This is a genomic window from Microbispora oryzae (genome assembly GCF_017896165.1).
GTDB classification, from domain to species: Bacteria; Actinomycetota; Actinomycetes; order Streptosporangiales; family Streptosporangiaceae; genus Microbispora; species Microbispora oryzae.
This window is the reverse complement of the sequence record NZ_JAFCNB010000017.1, coordinates 115,930-130,887: the sequence shown is the minus strand read 5'-3', so window position 1 is coordinate 130,887 and position 14,958 is coordinate 115,930. Positions and strand designations below refer to the sequence as shown.

At 71.4% G+C, this 14,958-nt stretch carries 18 protein-coding genes and 1 tRNA gene; 11 read left to right on the top strand and 8 right to left on the bottom strand.

The features are described from left to right. The first annotated feature begins 14 nt into the window (after nt 1-14). From JOL79_RS25750 to JOL79_RS25720, 7 genes are all read left to right on the top strand, one after another. Nucleotides 15-341 carry a PadR family transcriptional regulator gene (locus JOL79_RS25750; RefSeq protein WP_210158464.1) on the top strand — a complete coding sequence of 109 codons (327 nt, stop codon included), beginning with the start codon at nt 15-17 and terminating at the stop codon, nt 339-341. Further along, nucleotides 338-1,396 (top strand): HAAS signaling domain-containing protein, encoded by a 1,059-nt coding sequence (locus JOL79_RS25745; protein WP_210158463.1) that lies wholly within the window; start codon nt 338-340, stop codon nt 1,394-1,396. The genes JOL79_RS25750 and JOL79_RS25745 overlap by 4 nt, the downstream gene beginning before the upstream one ends. Before the next feature lie 61 nt (nt 1,397-1,457). Further along, entirely contained in the window at nt 1,458-2,312 is an 855-nt protein-coding gene (locus JOL79_RS25740) for a uracil-DNA glycosylase (protein ID WP_210158462.1), read from the top strand. A 315-nt stretch (nt 2,313-2,627) separates the two neighbouring features. Beyond that, entirely contained in the window at nt 2,628-3,905 is a 1,278-nt protein-coding gene (locus JOL79_RS25735; protein ID WP_230985487.1) for an NAD(P)/FAD-dependent oxidoreductase, read from the top strand. A 119-nt stretch (nt 3,906-4,024) separates the two neighbouring features. Next, on the top strand, nt 4,025-4,528 hold the full coding sequence (locus JOL79_RS25730; RefSeq protein WP_210158460.1) for a glycine cleavage system transcriptional repressor: 504 nt from the start codon (nt 4,025-4,027) through the stop codon (nt 4,526-4,528). After that, complete coding sequence (locus tag JOL79_RS25725; protein WP_210158459.1) at nt 4,528-5,085, top strand: peptide deformylase; 558 nt, start codon at nt 4,528-4,530, stop codon at nt 5,083-5,085. The genes JOL79_RS25730 and JOL79_RS25725 overlap by 1 nt, the downstream gene beginning before the upstream one ends. Nucleotides 5,086-5,106: 21 nt before the next feature. After that, nucleotides 5,107-5,179: transfer RNA gene (locus JOL79_RS25720), tRNA-Leu, on the top strand. Nucleotides 5,180-5,242: 63 nt separating this feature from the next. Here JOL79_RS25720 and JOL79_RS34480 read toward each other — a convergent pair. From JOL79_RS34480 to JOL79_RS25695, 5 genes are all read right to left on the bottom strand, one after another. After that, on the bottom strand, nt 5,243-5,635 hold the full coding sequence (locus JOL79_RS34480; RefSeq protein WP_210158458.1) for an alpha/beta fold hydrolase: 393 nt from the start codon (nt 5,633-5,635) through the stop codon (nt 5,243-5,245). Beyond that, the gene (locus JOL79_RS25710) at nt 5,520-6,098 is read right to left on the bottom strand and encodes an alpha/beta hydrolase (RefSeq protein ID WP_210158457.1); all 579 of its coding nucleotides are present in this window, start codon (nt 6,096-6,098) and stop codon (nt 5,520-5,522) included. The genes JOL79_RS34480 and JOL79_RS25710 overlap by 116 nt, the downstream gene beginning before the upstream one ends. Nucleotides 6,099-6,353: 255 nt before the next feature. Next, on the bottom strand, nt 6,354-6,929 hold the full coding sequence (locus tag JOL79_RS25705) for a TetR/AcrR family transcriptional regulator (RefSeq protein ID WP_210158456.1): 576 nt from the start codon (nt 6,927-6,929) through the stop codon (nt 6,354-6,356). Between the two features lie 415 nt (nt 6,930-7,344). Beyond that, complete coding sequence (locus JOL79_RS25700; RefSeq protein ID WP_210158455.1) at nt 7,345-7,776, bottom strand: hypothetical protein; 432 nt, start codon at nt 7,774-7,776, stop codon at nt 7,345-7,347. 482 nt (nt 7,777-8,258) lie between these two features. Continuing rightward, nucleotides 8,259-8,522, bottom strand: a complete 264-nt coding sequence (locus tag JOL79_RS25695; RefSeq protein WP_210158454.1) for a hypothetical protein — start codon at nt 8,520-8,522, stop codon at nt 8,259-8,261. 53 nt (nt 8,523-8,575) lie between these two features. Here JOL79_RS25695 and JOL79_RS35885 point away from each other — a divergent pair, with 53 nt between their 5' ends. Further along, nucleotides 8,576-8,728: a tetratricopeptide repeat protein gene (locus tag JOL79_RS35885; protein ID WP_372446812.1), complete on the top strand. Its 153-nt coding sequence runs from the start codon at nt 8,576-8,578 to the stop codon at nt 8,726-8,728. On the opposite strand, the gene JOL79_RS25685 is transcribed toward JOL79_RS35885, so the two are convergent. Then, nucleotides 8,713-10,059 carry a sensor histidine kinase gene (locus JOL79_RS25685; RefSeq protein WP_210158452.1) on the bottom strand — a complete coding sequence of 449 codons (1,347 nt, stop codon included), beginning with the start codon at nt 10,057-10,059 and terminating at the stop codon, nt 8,713-8,715. The genes JOL79_RS35885 and JOL79_RS25685 overlap by 16 nt on opposite strands. Beyond that, nucleotides 10,056-10,730 carry a response regulator transcription factor gene (locus tag JOL79_RS25680; protein ID WP_210158451.1) on the bottom strand — a complete coding sequence of 225 codons (675 nt, stop codon included), beginning with the start codon at nt 10,728-10,730 and terminating at the stop codon, nt 10,056-10,058. The genes JOL79_RS25685 and JOL79_RS25680 overlap by 4 nt, the downstream gene beginning before the upstream one ends. A gap of 121 nt (nt 10,731-10,851) precedes the next feature. Between JOL79_RS25680 and JOL79_RS25675 the strand changes: the two genes are divergently transcribed. The 3 genes from JOL79_RS25675 (at nt 10,852) to JOL79_RS25665 (ending at nt 13,240) form a co-directional block, all read left to right on the top strand. Then, nucleotides 10,852-11,319, top strand: a complete 468-nt coding sequence (locus JOL79_RS25675) for a hypothetical protein (RefSeq protein ID WP_210158450.1) — start codon at nt 10,852-10,854, stop codon at nt 11,317-11,319. Nucleotides 11,320-11,393: 74 nt separating this feature from the next. After that, complete coding sequence (locus JOL79_RS25670; RefSeq protein ID WP_210158449.1) at nt 11,394-12,158, top strand: Clp protease N-terminal domain-containing protein; 765 nt, start codon at nt 11,394-11,396, stop codon at nt 12,156-12,158. Then, entirely contained in the window at nt 12,155-13,240 is a 1,086-nt protein-coding gene (locus tag JOL79_RS25665) for an asparaginase (RefSeq protein ID WP_307848727.1), read from the top strand. Before JOL79_RS25670 ends, JOL79_RS25665 begins: the two co-directional genes overlap by 4 nt. On the opposite strand, the gene JOL79_RS25660 is transcribed toward JOL79_RS25665, so the two are convergent. Next, nucleotides 13,227-14,726 carry a sensor histidine kinase gene (locus tag JOL79_RS25660; RefSeq protein ID WP_210158448.1) on the bottom strand — a complete coding sequence of 500 codons (1,500 nt, stop codon included), beginning with the start codon at nt 14,724-14,726 and terminating at the stop codon, nt 13,227-13,229. The genes JOL79_RS25665 and JOL79_RS25660 overlap by 14 nt on opposite strands. Between the last annotated feature and the right edge of the window lie 232 nt (nt 14,727-14,958).

The window sequence follows — 14,958 nt, the reverse complement described above, 5'->3', positions numbered from 1 at the left end:
GTACTGTGCGATGCGTGGACAGCAGCCAGCTTCTGAAAGGGGTCCTCGACCTCGCCGTCCTGGCCGTGCTCGCCGAGCGCGACGGCTACGGCTACGACGTGGTGCGGCGGCTGCGCGAGGCGGGGCTTGAGGACATCGGCGACGCCTCGGTGTACGGCACGCTCCGGCGCCTGTTCAAGGCGGGCGCTCTCACCTCCTACGTCGTCGCCTCTGACGAGGGGCCGCACCGCAAGTACTACGGGCTCAACGACGTGGGCCGGGCGCGCCTCGCCTCGTCGGCGTCGACGTGGACCTCATTCGCCGCGACCATGAACGACCTCCTCAAGGATGCCGCCCCATGACGAAGCCCCCCATGACCCCAGGTGAGTACGCGGACGCCGTGCGCGCGGCCCTCGCCGACCTGCCCCCGGACGACCGGGAGGAACTGCTCGACGACCTCGACGACCACCTGGCGGAGATCGCGTCGGAGTCTGGCATGCCCCTGGAGGAACGGCTGGGCCCACCCGAGTCCTACGCGGCGGAACTGCGGGCCGCCTACGGGGGCCGGCCCACGACCACCCGTCCCCGTCGCGGGGGTCCCTGGGCCTGGGCCACCGGCCTGATCCGCGCGGCGCACGGGCGACTGCTCGGGCTGCCGGCGTACCGCGAGGTCGTCGCCTTCTGGCCGGAGCTGCGGCCCGCGTGGTGGCTCGTGCGCGGATACGTCGTCGCCCTGGCCCTGCTCGGCATGATCGGCCGCGGCGGGCCCATCCCCGGCGACCTCGCGGGGTGGGTGTTGGTGGTCGTCCTGGCGTGCGGATCGGTCTGGCTGGGCCGGCGGCCCCGGTTGCGGGAGCGGCGCTGGCGCCGGACGCTGCTGACCGGTGCCGACGCGCTGGCCGCGCTGCTGCTGCTCGTCCTCCTCACCTCGTGGGACCGGCCCGACGCGCAGGAGGTGACCTTCGCCTCTCCGCAGATGGGCAGGGTCTGGGTGGACAACGCGGCCGGCCTCGGCGACGAGGTCTACAACATCCTTCCGTACGCGGCGGACGGCACCCCGCTGCACGATGTGCGGCTCTACGACCAGGACGGCCGGCCGATCATCGTGAACCCGGAGATGTTCGGGCAGTCGGTGATCGTGCCGTGTGAGGGCGAGCCGCCCATCCGCAACGCGTACCCGCTGCCCCTGAGCTCCTTCGGGGCCGGAGAATGGCCACGGCCGAAGCCGGGAGGACCCGGATGTGTGCCCACCGGCCCGACCCCGTCGGCGAGCCCGTCGGCCGCCCCCTCGGTCACACCCTCGGCCGCAGACGCGTCTGCGACGCCGTCGCCCTCCGCGGAGCCTGGGCCGTCCGAGTCTGGGTCGGCTGAGCCTGGGCCGTCCGAGTCTGGGTCGTCCGGGACGCCGAAGTCGTAGGGGCACAGGGGGCGTGGGGGTCGCCCCCGGCGGGCCCGTCGGGGGTGGCACGATCGGGACCATGAGCTCCGTTCCTCCCGGCACCGGCTGGCCCGGTGACCCCGCCCGGCCGGACACGCCGGTGGCCCGCGACTCCGCCGAGGTCGCCGCGCTGGCGGCCGGCAGCCCCACGCTCGCCGAGCTGACCGCGCGGGAGTCGGTGTGCCGTGCCTGCCCCCGCCTCGTGGAGTGGCGGGAGCACGTCGCCGACGTCAGGCGGCGGTCCTTCGCGGAGGAGACCTACTGGGGCCGGCCGATCGCGGGCTGGGGCGACGACGAGCCCCGGGTGCTCCTGGTCGGGCTCGCCCCGGCGGCCCACGGCGGCAACCGTACCGGCCGGATCTTCACCGGAGACCGCAGCGGCGACTGGCTGTTCGCCTCGCTGCACCGCACCGGCTTCGCCGCGCGGGAGACCAGCGTCCACGCGGGTGACGGCCAGCGGCTGATCGGCGCCCGCATGGTCGCGGCGGTGCGCTGCGCGCCCCCGGCGAACAAGCCCACTCCGGAGGAGCGCGACACCTGTTTCCCCTGGCTGACCAGGGAGATCGAGATGACCGCCGGCTCCGTGCGGGTCGTGGTGGCCCTCGGCGGCTTCGCCTGGCAGGCGATCTGGCCCGCGCTGCGCCGGGCCGGTTATCTCCTCCCGCCGCGCCGGCCGGCCTTCGGCCACGGCGTGGAGGTGCCCATCTCGTACGGCACGGCGCGCGCGACGCTGCTCGGCTGCTATCACCCGAGCCAGCAGAACACCTTCACCGGACGGGTGACGGCGCCGATGCTCGACGCGATCTTCAACCGGGCGGCGGCCCTGTCCGCCCCGTCCTCTCTGTCCTCTCTGGACGACGGGACGGAGACCACGGCCGATGCCGGCGACCGGTAGATCCCCGATAGAGCCCCTGTAGAGCGCCCGTAGAGCCCGCTCAGGCTCCGCGCACCGGCCGCGCGCAGGTGCTTGTGAAACGTTTCACGAATGTGAAGTCGGTCACGGTGAGAAGATCTTTACTTCTTCTGCCTGGAAGGATGCCATGAGCTTGCGAGTGTGAGAAACATCGCTCTTCTTGAGGCCTCTGGGCATTGGCCTCGATGCCCACCCGTGACCTATCCTTGTGAATGCTTTCACAAGCATCTAGTGAAGGGCATCGCGGTGAACCGCAAGTCGAAGCACATCGTCATCGTCGGCGGTGGATACGTGGGCATGTACACGGGCCTGCGGCTCCAGCGCAGCCTGCGCAGGGAGCTGCGCGACGGCAGCGTGCACATCACGATCATCGACCCGCAGTCCTACATGACCTATCAGCCGTTCCTGCCGGAGGCCGCCGCGGGCAACATCTCGCCGCGCCACGTGGTCGCCCCGCTCCGCCGGATCCTGCCCAAGGTCCGCATCCTCAACGGCAAGGTTTCCAAGGTCCACCACGAGGCGAGGATCCTGACCTTCGAGCCGGCCGTCGGCCAGTCGAGGGAGATCGAGTACGACGTCATCGTCATGGCGGCCGGCTCGATCTCGCGTACCCTGCCGATCCCCGGTCTGGAGGACGCCGCGATCGGCTTCAAGACCGTCGGTGAGGCGATCGCGCTGCGCAACCGGGTGCTCGGCCTGCTCGACCGCGCCGAGTCCTCGAACGACGAGGACGTCCGCCGCCGGGCGCTCACCTTCGTCGTGGTCGGCGGCGGCTTCGCCGGCATCGAGGCCCTCGCCGAGCTCGAGGACATGACCCGCGACGCGGTCAAGTACTACCCGAGCATCGACACGAAGGACCTGCGCTGGGTCCTGATCGAGGCCAGCGACCGCATCCTCCCCGAGGTCGGCCCCGAGATGGGCCAGTGGACCGCCGTGGAGCTGCGCGAACGCGGCATCGAGCTCAAGATGAAGACCTTCCTGCAGTCGTGCGTCGGCGGCCTGGTGAAGACCTCGGACGGAGACGAGTTCGAGTCGGCCACCATCGTCTGGACCGCGGGGGTCAAGCCCAGCGTGATCGTGAACGCGAGCGACCTGCCCGTCGACGAGCGTGGCCGCGTCATGACCACCACCAAGCTGACGGTCACGGGCGTCAAGGACGCCTTCGCCGCCGGCGACATCGCGGGCGTGCCCGACGTGACCAACCCCGGCAAGTACTGCGCCCCGAACGCCCAGCACGCCGTACGGCAGGCGAAGGTGCTGGCCGACAACATCACGGCGTACCTGCGGGACGAGCCGCTGAAGGAGTACCGGCACAAGTACGTCGGCTCGGTCGCCGGCCTCGGCCTGCACCGGGGCGTCGCGAACGTCTACGGTGTGAAGCTTCGCGGGATCCCGGCGTGGTTCATGCACAGGACGTATCATCTGTCGCGGGTGCCCACGGTGAACCGCAAGGTCCGCGTGATGGCCGACTGGACGCTGTCGCTGTTCTTCAAGCGCGAGACGATCTCGCTGGGCGAGATCGAGAACCCGCGCCAGGAGTTCCGGGCGGCGGCGGAGAGTGGCCGCAAGCGATAACCGAGCCCGTGGAGCAGGCGACCCGGACGGGACGCCTGCCATCGGCGCCCGGCACGATGCCGGCTCCCCTTCCGTCGGCGGTGCGGTCCACGTGTGACTGCGACGGAGGTGGGACGAAGGTGGGGCTCTACGCGGTGACGGCGGTCGGCAGGGACCGCCCCGGCGCGATCGCCGACGTGACCCGTGCCCTGGCGGATTTCGGCGCGATCGGCGACTCCGCGGCGATCACGCTCGGCGGCCGTTTCGCGATGACCCTGGTCGCCTCGGCGCCCGACGGGGCCGATCGGCTCAGGGAAGGGCTGGCGCACCGGTTACCCGGGCTCACCGTCACGGTCGCCGACCTGGCGTCCCGCGGTCCGGACGCCCCGGAGCGGCTGGCCTACGTGCTCACCGTGCACGGTCCGTCCCGGGCGCCGACGCTTCCGGTGCTGACCGGCCTGCTGGCCGAGGCCGGCTGCGACATCACCTCGCTGACCACCCGGGCGCCGGGCGAGCTGCTCGTCGCCGTGGCCGACGTCGGCATCCCGGCTCCCGCCGACGTCGCCTCGCTCATGCGGCGCGTCGCGACCGCCCTGGACGGATACCGCGTCGCCCTGCACCCGGCGGAGCCGGTGGTGATGTGATGGAGAGGACGGGCGTCGCCCGGCTGGTGGAGGGGGTGATCACCGCGCCGCATCCCGTGCTGACGCGTCCCGCGGTCCGGGTCGACCCCGAGGACACCGAGGTCGCCGCCGCCGCGTCGCGGCTGCTCGCCGCCATGCGCGGGCTGCCGGGCTGCCGCGGCCTGGCCGCTCCCCAGCTCGGAATCGGCTGGCGGCTCATGTGTGTGGACGTTTCCGGGCATCCTTTGACCAGGTCGTGCGCCGGCGAGCTGGTGCTCGTCAACCCGGAGATCGTAGAGGCCGCCCGATGGGAGGTGGCCAGAGAGGGCTGTCCGTCGGTGCCCGGCCTCACGGCCGACGTACGCCGGGCCGGACGCGTCACGGTCCGGGGCGTGCGGCCGTACACGGGAGAACCGCTCACGATCCGCTCCGACGCCTTCGAAGCCCGCTGCATCCAGCACCAGATCGACCATCTGAACGGCCTGCTTTTCCTCGACCGGGCCATCGGCGCCCGGGCCGTTCACGGTCAGGGAGGGGGGAGAAGCCGCTTAAACGGTAACTTGCTTACACATGAGTGATCCGTGACATATGATCGCGGCGCCCCCGTAGCCCAATGGCAGAGGCAAGCCCCTTAAAAGGGCTGCGTTGTGGGTTCGAGTCCCACCGGGGGCACAACACCTCCCAGTATCTGTTGAATCATGCGCCGCTACTTCCGTGACCCCTGCGTACGGAAGGTCAGTGGTCCAGGAAGTCGTTGACCTCGTCGGCGAACTCGGCCGGGTACTGGAAGAGGAACCCGTGGCCGGCGTCGGGGTAGATGACGACCCTGGAGTTCGGAAGGACTTCGCCGAGAAGATGGGTGTTCTCGGTGGGAACCATGAGGTCGTTCTCGCCGTTGGCCACGAGCGTCGGCTGGCTGATGGCGGCCAGGCGGATCAGACGGCTCTCGTCCGGGACGCCCCATGCTGAGATCGCAGTGAGCTGGGCGTCCCGGGTGAACAGATCGGTGGGCTCATCGCGATCCTCCTGCCGGGTGAAGATCCAGCACGAACTCCCAGCCCTTGGCCTTGCCGTTCTCGCTGCGTGTGAAGAACAGGGTGAGCAGGTCTTCGGCCCCCGGTTCGTCACGAATCGCCGCTTCCAAGATCTCACCTGCCCAGAGGTGGAACCCCTTGCCGCCCTGCGGGCCGGTGCCGGCCAGGACGATACGGCGGACCTGGGGCGGCCGGATCAGTGCCACTTCCTGGGCGACGAACCCTCCGAGGGAGAATCCGAACAGGTCGTAGGTCTTCAGACCCAGGGCGTCGATGAACGCCAGAGCGCCCAGCGCCATCTCCTGGACGGTGCTGGGAACCGTACCGGTCGAGCCGCCGACGCCGACGTTGTCGAGGAGGATGACCTCGCGCCGCGCGGCGATGGCGTCGACCAGGATCGGGTCCCAGTTGTCCAGGTTGCCGCGAAAGTGCTGGAGGAAGACCAGCGGCACGGCCGCGGTCTCGGTGTTGCCGAAGCGGCGGTAGGCGTATCGGATGCCGTTGGCGGCCTCGATGCTCTGGTTGGGTGCGGTCAGCTGGCTGACGGTCTGGGACATGGCGGTCTCCGTTTTCACGAACCTGAGGAAACAGATCTGTTTCCTTGCTCGGAAAACGTACACCGACTGTTTTCTCGGGCAAGTCGGGGAACGGCGCAGACGAGCGGGCACGCCGACGAGACGCGGGGGTGGCCGGCAGAACCGGGGCCGGGCAAGAAAAACCCTCCCGAAGCTTCGAGCTTCAGGAGGGGATGCTCTTATGGATGTTCAAGCCGCCGCTGTTGGAAGACCGCTTGAGATGGTGGCAGCCGGCCCTCAATGCGGTAGTTGGGCCTCGATGAGGGTCTCGGCGGCGGCGTAGCAGCTGTCAGGAATGGCGGCGTTACGCACGAGGGCATAGGACACCCCACCGTCGAAGACCATCGTGAGCTGCTGGGCGAGGCCGTGTGGATCGAGAGCGCCGGCAAGAGTGGCCTGACGCGTGAAGAACTCCTGCAGCCACAGCTTGTTCTCCACGGCCGTCGCCCGGGCCGGATGCGCCGCGTCCGCCAGTTCCGCTGCCGCGTTGATACAGGGACAGCCGCGAAAGCGCGGCTCGAGGGATTCGGCCTGAAGTCTGGAGAAGACCGCGAGCATCCTCTCGCGAGGCGTCGTGTCGTCATCCTCCGGCGGCATGACGCCGTCCACAAACGCGGCGCCGGCCACGGCCAGGTAGTCGGCTACAAGCTTGTCCTTGCTGGCGAAGCGCTGGTAGAGGCTCCGCTTGGACACTCCGGCGACCTCGCTGATCCGGTCGACGCCGGTCGCGTTGATTCCCTCGAAGTAGAACAGCTCGCCCGCGGTCTTGAGGATCCGGTCGCGGACCTTGTCGGGCTTGGCTTCTGCGAACACGACAAGAGTCTAGGCCTCCGACGAGGAAGCGAAAACAGATCGGTGTATCCCCGCCACCATGCGCGCGCCGCGCACTGGATCGGGATCGGATGGGTCGAAGCGGTGGCGCGGCTCTACGGTGTGCGTTTTCCTGTGATCTACGGAGGTTTGAGGGCGAGGGGCTCTCGCGGGCCGGAGGCGTGGGATGGAACGGGGCCGGATAGCCGCGGTGATCGGCGGGCTGGCACTGGTGGGAGCCGTTCCGGCGGTGCTGACCGCCTTCAAGGTCGGCAACCCGTGGCTCGTGGGTACCGGGACTCTGGTCGCGGCGCTGGCGCTCGCGGCGGCCGGTCTCTGGCAGGAACGCTTCAAACGGCTGGCCCAACGCGGCGACGAGCAGCGATTCAAGATCGCTGACGGCCTGTTGACGCTCAGATCAGGCCGGGTGCCGAGAGTACGTCAGGTGCGGGATCCGCTGGCCCTGGGAGTCCACGCCGCCGCTCCGGCCCCGGCGAGGAGCCTCCAATCCAGGCCAAGGGTGGGCGACCGGGTGCCGGTCTACGTGCCGCGGGATGTCGACGCCGATCTCCGTGAGCGGCTCGGCAGGGGCGAGTTCGTGCTGCTGGTGGGAGACTCCACCGCAGGCAAGTCGCGGGCGGCCTTCGAGGCGATGCGCGCCCGACTCCCTGATCACGAGTTGTTCGTGCCTGGCGAGAAGAGCGTCGCGAAGGACATGGTGGCCGCCATCGTCGACCGGATCGGTCAATCCAGGCGAGCGGTGCTCTGGCTGGACGACCTGGAGCACGTTCTGCGCTCCGGTGCGATCACACCCGCGCAGATCGCCCGCGTCCTGGGCGGCAGGGGACACAAGGCGATCGTGGCCACGCTGCCCAGCGCCGAAGACGACCAGCTGACACAGATCGCCGCGGATGCCGACAGGGGCCAGCGCGCGCTGAGCGAACAGGCCCCCAGGTCGTGGAGCAGGCCTATCGGATCCGTCTGGAGCGGCTGTTCAGCCCCGCGGAGCTGGAGAGGGCCGAGGAGGCGGCAGATGACGACCGGATCGCCGAGGCGCTCGGCTACGCCGACAAGTACGGCGTCGGCGAATATCTGGCGGCCGGCCCACACCTGCAGGATGCCTATGACAACGCCTGGGCGGTCGGCCGCAACCCTCGTGGCGCGGCGCTGGTGTCCGCCGCGATCGACTGCCGCCGGGCGGGTTTTTTCTCTTCCCTGCCAAGGGCATTGCTGGAGGAACTACACAAGGACAATCTCGACGAGCGTGGGGGGCATCGGCTCCGACCTGAGCCGATGGAGCAGGCCTGGACGTGGGCGACCAGGCAGCGCCGTTCAACCGCCGCGCTTCTGGAGCCGGCGGACGGCGACGAGGCGCGCGTGGATGTGTTCGATTACCTGGTCGACCGCCACCAGCAGCGCGTCGGGCCGGTCGCGCACGTGCCGGACCGTGCCATCATCACGATGCTCGCTTACGCCGATCCAACCGATGTCGACGCCATCGCCTGGCAGATGTGGGCGCAAGGTCGTTACGATCTGGCCGCTCAGGCTCAGCGCCAGGCTTTTCACGCCCTTCGTGACCAGCACGGTGAGGAGCATCCGGAAACGTTGATGAGCCGGGCCAGCCTGGCGGGTGTGCTGGCTGAGCTGGGATGTTACAGGAGGCGGAGGCGGAGCATCGCGCAGTGCTGGAGGCTCACCGTCGCGTGCTTGGTGAGGAGCATCCGGACACGTTGGTCAGCCGGAACCACCTGGCGAGCGTGCTGGAGGCTCGGGCCGCTGAAGACGATCACGACTCCGAGTGACGTGCCGGCCGCGCCGCATCGGCGAGGGCCCCGGATGCGCGCCCGTGAAGGTCGGCCCGCAACACGGCGCCCGTTAGCGGAGCCGCGCCAAAGGCAGGCATCGTGTCCGGGTGGGCGACGACGAGGGTGCCGCCGTGAGCCTGGGCGATGTCCCTGGCGATGGCCAGGCCCAGGCCCGACCCCCCGGCGTCCCTGGCCCGCGCCTCGTCGAGCCGGGTGAACCGGTCGAAGACCGATTCGCGCTGGTCCGGCGGTATGCCGGGGCCGTCGTCGGCCACCTCGATGATCGCGGGCGTCGTCACCCGTACGGTGACCGTGGTCGCGGCGTGCCGTACGGCGTTGTCGACGAGGTTGGCCACCATGCGGCCGAGGTGGGCCCGCGATCCGGGGACGACGACGTCGGGGGCGGCGTCCACGACGACCGTGACGTCGGCGCGCCGAGGCCGCAGCGCCTCCTCGGCCGCCACCTGACCCAGGTCGACCGGCTCGCCGGGCATCGGCTCCCCGGCGTCGAGGCGGGCCAGGAGCAGCAGGTCGGCGGCGAGCGCCTGGATCCGCGCGACGTCGGTCAGCGCCTCCCGGGTCAGCTCGGGGCTCTCGCGCCGCCCCAGCTCCAGTCGGGTCCGCAGGGTCGCGAGCGGGCTGCGCAGCTCGTGCGCGGCGTCGGCGACGAACCGCCGGTGCCGCTCCACGGCGCGTTCCAGCCGGTCGAGGGTCGCGTTCATGGTCCGGGCCAGCCGGGCGACCTCGTCTCGTGCGGCCGGCACCGGCACCCGGCGGTGCAGGTCGCTGGCCGTGATCTCGGCGAACTTCGTCCTGATCGCCGACACGGGCGCGAGCGCCCGCCCGACCAGCAGCCAGGTCAGCCCCGCGACCAGCAGGAGCACCGCGGGAACGCCGACGGACAGCAGCGGCAGCAGCGCGTTGAGCGCGTCGCGCGCCGGTCCCATCGATGTGCGGGCCTGCACGACGAGCGGGCCCTTCTCGGTCGCCACGGTGCGTGTCGCCGTGACGTAGCCGTCGGACCATCCCTGTAAGGCGACCGGCCCCGGGCCCACGCCGACCCGCACGTCGGGGTCGGCCCCGACGCCCACGCCGCCGCCGACGCTCACGCCGCCCTCGCCGCCCGGCACGGACGCCGAGCCGGGCTCGGTGCTCACGGAGAGCGTCTGCGCGGTGGAGTCGGCCCGCCGCGCCGCCTCCTCGGCGGCGCTGGCCTCAAGGCTGCTCCGCAGGGTGACGACCAGTACGGCGGCCACGGCGGCGAGCGCCACCGCGACCGCCGCGGTCGCGACCGCCGTGGCGCGGAGCCGGACCGACCAGCGGGTCATGATCCACCGTCCAGCCGGTATCCGGCCCCCCGGACGGTCACCAGGCTCGACCGGCCGAACGGCGCGTCGATCTTCCGGCGCAGGGCGCTGATGTAGACCTCGACGATGCTGGGGTCGCCGTCGTACGCGAAGTCCCAGGCCTGTTCGAGCAGTTCGGCCTTGGAGACCACCTCGCCCGGCCGCCGCGCGAGCGCGTGCAGTACGGCGAACTCCTTGGGCGTGAGCGTGATCTCGGCGCCGCCGCGCCGGCAGCGCAGCCCGGCCGGGTCGACGACCAGGTCGCCCACGGTCAGCGCCACCGGCCGCTCGCGCCCGCCCCGCCGGACGAGCGCGCGCAGCCGGGCCAGCAGCACCACGTAGGAGAACGGTTTGGACAGGAAGTCGTCGGCACCCGTGTCCAGCGCCTCGGCCTCGTCGTACTCGCCGTCCTTGGCGGTGAGCATCATGATCGGCGTCCAGTCGCCCGCGTCGCGCAGCCGCCGGCACACGGCGTAGCCGTTGAGCAGGGGCAGCATCACGTCGAGCACGATCGCGTCGTACCGGTTCTCCGTCGCCATCCACAGGCCCTCGCGCCCGTTCCTGGCGACGTCGACCGCGAAGCCCTCCTCGGCCAGCCCGCTGCGCAGCAGTTCGGCCAGCCGTTCCTCGTCTTCCACCAGCAGCACCCGCATGACGTAAAGCCTGGCCGAGGCCACCTAAAGCGAGCCTGAAGATCATTTCTGGCGCCTTCAGCTCCGCTTCAGGCACGTCCCGGCAGCCTGGGCGCGCAAACCGAACGAGAAGGAGAGATTGATGAAGCGCTCCCGATTGATCCTCGTGGGGGCCCTGGCCCTCGGGCTGGCGGGTTCTGTCGCGGCGGCCGCCCAGGCGAGCGGAACGGACCCGGGGCCGACGTACCGTACGCAGCCCTACGCCACGACGTCCTGCCCGCCGCCCGGCGCCGCGGGCGCCGACCGGATCCAGGTGAAGGACGGCAAGGTCTACCACAACGGGAAGCTGGTCGCGACGGTCCCGCCCGGCGAGGCGAACATCGTCGCGAGCAAGGACGGCAAGGTCTACGTCGGCAAGGACGCCGAGGCACTCGGGATCCCGTCGGACGCGAGCGGCCACGTCACGCGGGACGGATCCGGGCCCGGCCGGGCCTCCGACGCCGAGGGGCACGTCCGGGTCCAGGGCCTGGGGTCCGGGGCCGGCGACGGCCATCACGCGGTGGCGGCCGAGGGCGGCTCGGGCCCGGTCACGGAGTGTGCGGTGGAGTGACGCGCCCAGCTTCCTGAAGGCCGTCTCGACGTCCTCCCATCGACATGTACCCCCTAAGGGGTTATAAAGGGGTCATGCCAAAAATCAACGTGTACCTGCCGGACGAGCTGGCCGAGGCCGTGAAGGACGCGGGACTGCCGGTCTCCGCGATCTGCCAGCGGGCCCTGGAGCAGGCCGTGCGACGGGTGACGGCGATCAGGGAAACCGTGGTGAGGGGTATGGACATCGACGAGTCGTCCGGGCGGCTCGCCCACTTCACCCCCAGGTCCCGGCAGGCCCTCCGCCTGGGCGTCGAACGCGCCCGGGCGGAGGGCGCCGGAGCCGTGGGCACCGAGCACCTGCTCGCGGGGATCCTGGCCGAGGGCCAGAACCTGGCGCTGCACGTCCTGCGTGCCATCGACATCGAACCCGCCGAGCTGGAACGAGATCTGGGCGGCCCCCCGCCCACCACCTCCTCCGGGGGCGAGGAGCCGATCCGGTTCGACGGGACCGCGGCGAACGCGCTCGAACTGGCCGTCACCGACGCCCAGGCGTTCGGCCACAACTACATCGGGTGCGAGCACCTGCTGCTCGGCCTGGTCGCCGAGCCGGACGGGAAGGCCGGGCAACTGCTCCGCGCGCGTGGCGCGGAGCCGCGGCTGACCCGCAGGGCGGTCGCGTCGGCGCTCGCCGGCTACGTCCACCTCAAGGCGCAGGGCCAGACCCAGGCGCAGGACCCCGCGCAGTTGGTGGCCGCTGCCGTCCGCCGGGAGCTCCACCCGCTGGTGGAGCGCCTCGAACGGCTGGAGCGCCACGCGGGGATCGCCGACGCGGCGGACACGCCCGAGGACGGCCGGTGACCAGACGGGTCCTCCTGCTGGCCACCGGCGACGTGATCGCCTACTCCCGCCGGCGGGACCGCACCGGGCCCTCCACAGGCCAGGTCAAGAGGCCGGTCACAGGGTCATCCACGGGGTCATCCACGGGGTCATCCACGGGGTCATCCAGCGGGCCGTTCACCGGGCCTTTCGCCGGGCTCGCCACAGCGGGCGAACTGCTCGGCGAGGTCGCGGGCCTGCCCCCCGACGTGCGGGTCACGCCGGTGGACGTCCGGGCGGAGCCGAGCTGGGACACCTCGCCGGCGACCATGCTCGGCCTGGCGCGCCGGGTCCGTACGGCGATCCTGGAGGAGGGCTTCGACGGCGTGGTCGTCACGCACGGCACGGACACGCTGGAGGAGACGGCCTTCCTGGCCGACCTGCTCGCCGGACCGGCCGCGGCCCGAGGCGGCATCGTGTTCACCGGCGCCATGCGTCCGCTCGACGAGCCGGGCGGCGACGGCCCCGGCAACCTCGCCGCGTCCCTCGCGGCGGCCGCCGACCCGGCGCTCGTGGGCGCGGGGGCGATGGCCTGCTTCGACGGCCTGCTGCACGCGGCGCGCTGGGTCACCGAGGTCGACGCCCACGCGGTGCGGGGGGCCTTCTCCTCCGCGCCCCACCCGCTGTTCGGCCGGGTCGTTGCGGGGCGGGTCGAGCGGCTGGGCGTGCCGCCGCCCCGGCCGCCCGAGGCGCTGGGCGAGCCCGAGGCCGACGTGGCACTGATCAAGACCTATCCCGAGATGCCCGCCTCGCTGCTCGGCGCCGTCGTCGACGCGGGGGCGCGTGGCGTCGTGCTTGAGGGGACGGGCCTGGGCAACGTGCCGGTTGAGTTGCTCGGCACGATCGACGAACTGGTCGGATGGGGTGTGCCGGTGGTCGTCGCCTCACGGTCCCGAACGGGCTCCGCGTCCCTGGACGACCTGCCCGACGGGTACGGCCTGGCGGGCAAGGTGGGCGCCGTCGGAGCACGCGGGATCGCTCCGGCGAAGGCGAGGGTGGCCCTGATGGTGGCCCTCGGCGGAGGCGGGATCGAGGCCGTGCGCGACTGGTTCAGACGGCTCTGAGGGCCCGGTTGCGGACGGGCGCGGCGTCCTCCTCGCCGCAGCCGACGATCGGAACACGCAGCACGAAGCGCGCCCCGCCGGACGGCGACTCTTCCGCCACCAGGGTGCCGCAGTGGGCCGAGGCGATGTCGCGGGCGATGGCCAGCCCCAGGCCGCTCCCGCCCTGGTCGCGGCTGCGGGCGCTGTCGAGCCGGGTGAACCGCTCGAAGATCCGCTCGCGCTGGCTCGGCGGCACGCCGGTCCCGTCGTCGCAGATCGACAGCTCGGCGACCGCGCCGTCCCTGCGGATCGCGACGGCCACCTGGTGGCGGGCGTGCCGCTGGGCGTTGTCGAGAAGGTTGGTGAGCAGCCGGGTGAGGTGGGCGGCGAGCCCGCTGACGACGATGCCGCTCTCCAGGGACAGCCGGACCGGGATCCGGTCGGCCCGGCGGCCCACCTCGTCCGAGACCAGCTCGGACAGGTCGATCGGGCAGTGTTCCGCACGGCCGCGGGCGCCCACCCTGGCGAGCAGGAGCAGGTCGGAGATGATCGTCTCCAGCCGGTCGACGTCGCCCAGGGCCCGCTCCAGCAGTTCGCCCAGATCTGTCTGGCCCGGGTGCATCTGGGCTTCCTCCAACTGGGCCCGCAGCCCGGCGAGCGGCGTGCGCAGCTCGTGGGAGGCGTCGGCGGCGAACTGGCGCTGCTGCGTGAGCGCGCGCTCGGTGGCCTCCTTGGCCTCCTCGATGCGGCTGAGCGTGCTGTTCACCGTCCGGGCCAGCCTCGCGACCTCGTCGTTTCCGGACGGTTCGGGCACGCGCGTGCTCAGGTCGTGCACGTTGATAGAGGCGAGATCGCGTCGGATGCCTTCGACGGGACGCAGTGTGCGACCGGCGACCTTCCACGTCCCCCACGCGGTCATGAGCAGCAGCATGGCGACCTCCACCGTGAAGAGCAGGTCGAACTTTCCGACCGAGGCGATGCCGGGCGCGGGGCCGCCGGCGTACACAACGGGGGAGGACGGGGCGGGGGTGACTCGCACCGCGGCCAGGCGCAGGCACCCGGTGTGGGCCTTGGGGCAGGTCTCGATGTCCCGCAGCGGCTCCGACCCGGACGGCCGCTCGGTGCTGAGCGCGGGCTTTCCCGCGACGGTGGAGGAGGCGGCGAGCACCTGATGGTCGGCCGCCACGACCTGGACCAGGTCGACCCCCTCGACGGTGGGGACGATGGGGTCGATCAACCGGCCCGCCCGGATGGACTCGGCGGTGAGCGTGGCCTGCCGCCGGGCGTCCTGCCACATCGGGTTGGCGAAGGCCTGGCGGGCCGTCAGCGCTCCCACGATCCCGGACGGGATCAGGAGCGTCACGGCCAGCACCGTCACCAGAGCCGTGAGACGTCCTCGGATCGACCGCGGCACGAGGCGGACCGACGGCGCCGGATATGACACCGGGGTCGCCGCGGTCGAGAAGCGGGAGTGCCGCTCCCGTCCACCGATTCCACCTCTACGCATGAAGCCCACGCTAACATCAGACTTGAATGACTCAAGTAAAGGAACTATCCAAGTTTGTCCCGGATTGTGGGGGACATGGCCGGAACCGTCGGCGGGGCCGGTGGGAACTCAGCCCGAAGTCCGGTCGTTGAGCGGGTCGGTGAAGTGTCGGAGCCGGGCGGGGGAGTCTTCCCTTCCGGCTGTCATCCGCACGGAAGCCGTGGAAGGCTGAGCAGAAGTCGCGTCCTGGAGG

Coding starts and splice junctions, on each gene's coding strand:
- JOL79_RS25745 (WP_210158463.1), top strand. CDS start 338: ATGACGAAGCCCCCCATGACCCCAGGTGAGTACGCGGACGCCGTGCGC.
- JOL79_RS25740 (WP_210158462.1), top strand. CDS start 1,458: ATGAGCTCCGTTCCTCCCGGCACCGGCTGGCCCGGTGACCCCGCCCGG.
- JOL79_RS25735 (WP_230985487.1), top strand. CDS start 2,628: ATGTACACGGGCCTGCGGCTCCAGCGCAGCCTGCGCAGGGAGCTGCGC.
- JOL79_RS25725 (WP_210158459.1), top strand. CDS start 4,528: ATGGAGAGGACGGGCGTCGCCCGGCTGGTGGAGGGGGTGATCACCGCG.
- JOL79_RS25710 (WP_210158457.1), bottom strand. CDS start 6,098: ATGTCCCAGACCGTCAGCCAGCTGACCGCACCCAACCAGAGCATCGAG.
- JOL79_RS25695 (WP_210158454.1), bottom strand. CDS start 8,522: ATGCTCCTCACCGTGCTGGTCACGAAGGGCGTGAAAAGCCTGGCGCTG.
- JOL79_RS35885 (WP_372446812.1), top strand. CDS start 8,576: ATGTTACAGGAGGCGGAGGCGGAGCATCGCGCAGTGCTGGAGGCTCAC.
- JOL79_RS25685 (WP_210158452.1), bottom strand. CDS start 10,059: ATGACCCGCTGGTCGGTCCGGCTCCGCGCCACGGCGGTCGCGACCGCG.
- JOL79_RS25680 (WP_210158451.1), bottom strand. CDS start 10,730: ATGCGGGTGCTGCTGGTGGAAGACGAGGAACGGCTGGCCGAACTGCTG.
- JOL79_RS25675 (WP_210158450.1), top strand. CDS start 10,852: ATGAAGCGCTCCCGATTGATCCTCGTGGGGGCCCTGGCCCTCGGGCTG.
- JOL79_RS25670 (WP_210158449.1), top strand. CDS start 11,394: ATGCCAAAAATCAACGTGTACCTGCCGGACGAGCTGGCCGAGGCCGTG.
- JOL79_RS25660 (WP_210158448.1), bottom strand. CDS start 14,726: ATGCGTAGAGGTGGAATCGGTGGACGGGAGCGGCACTCCCGCTTCTCG.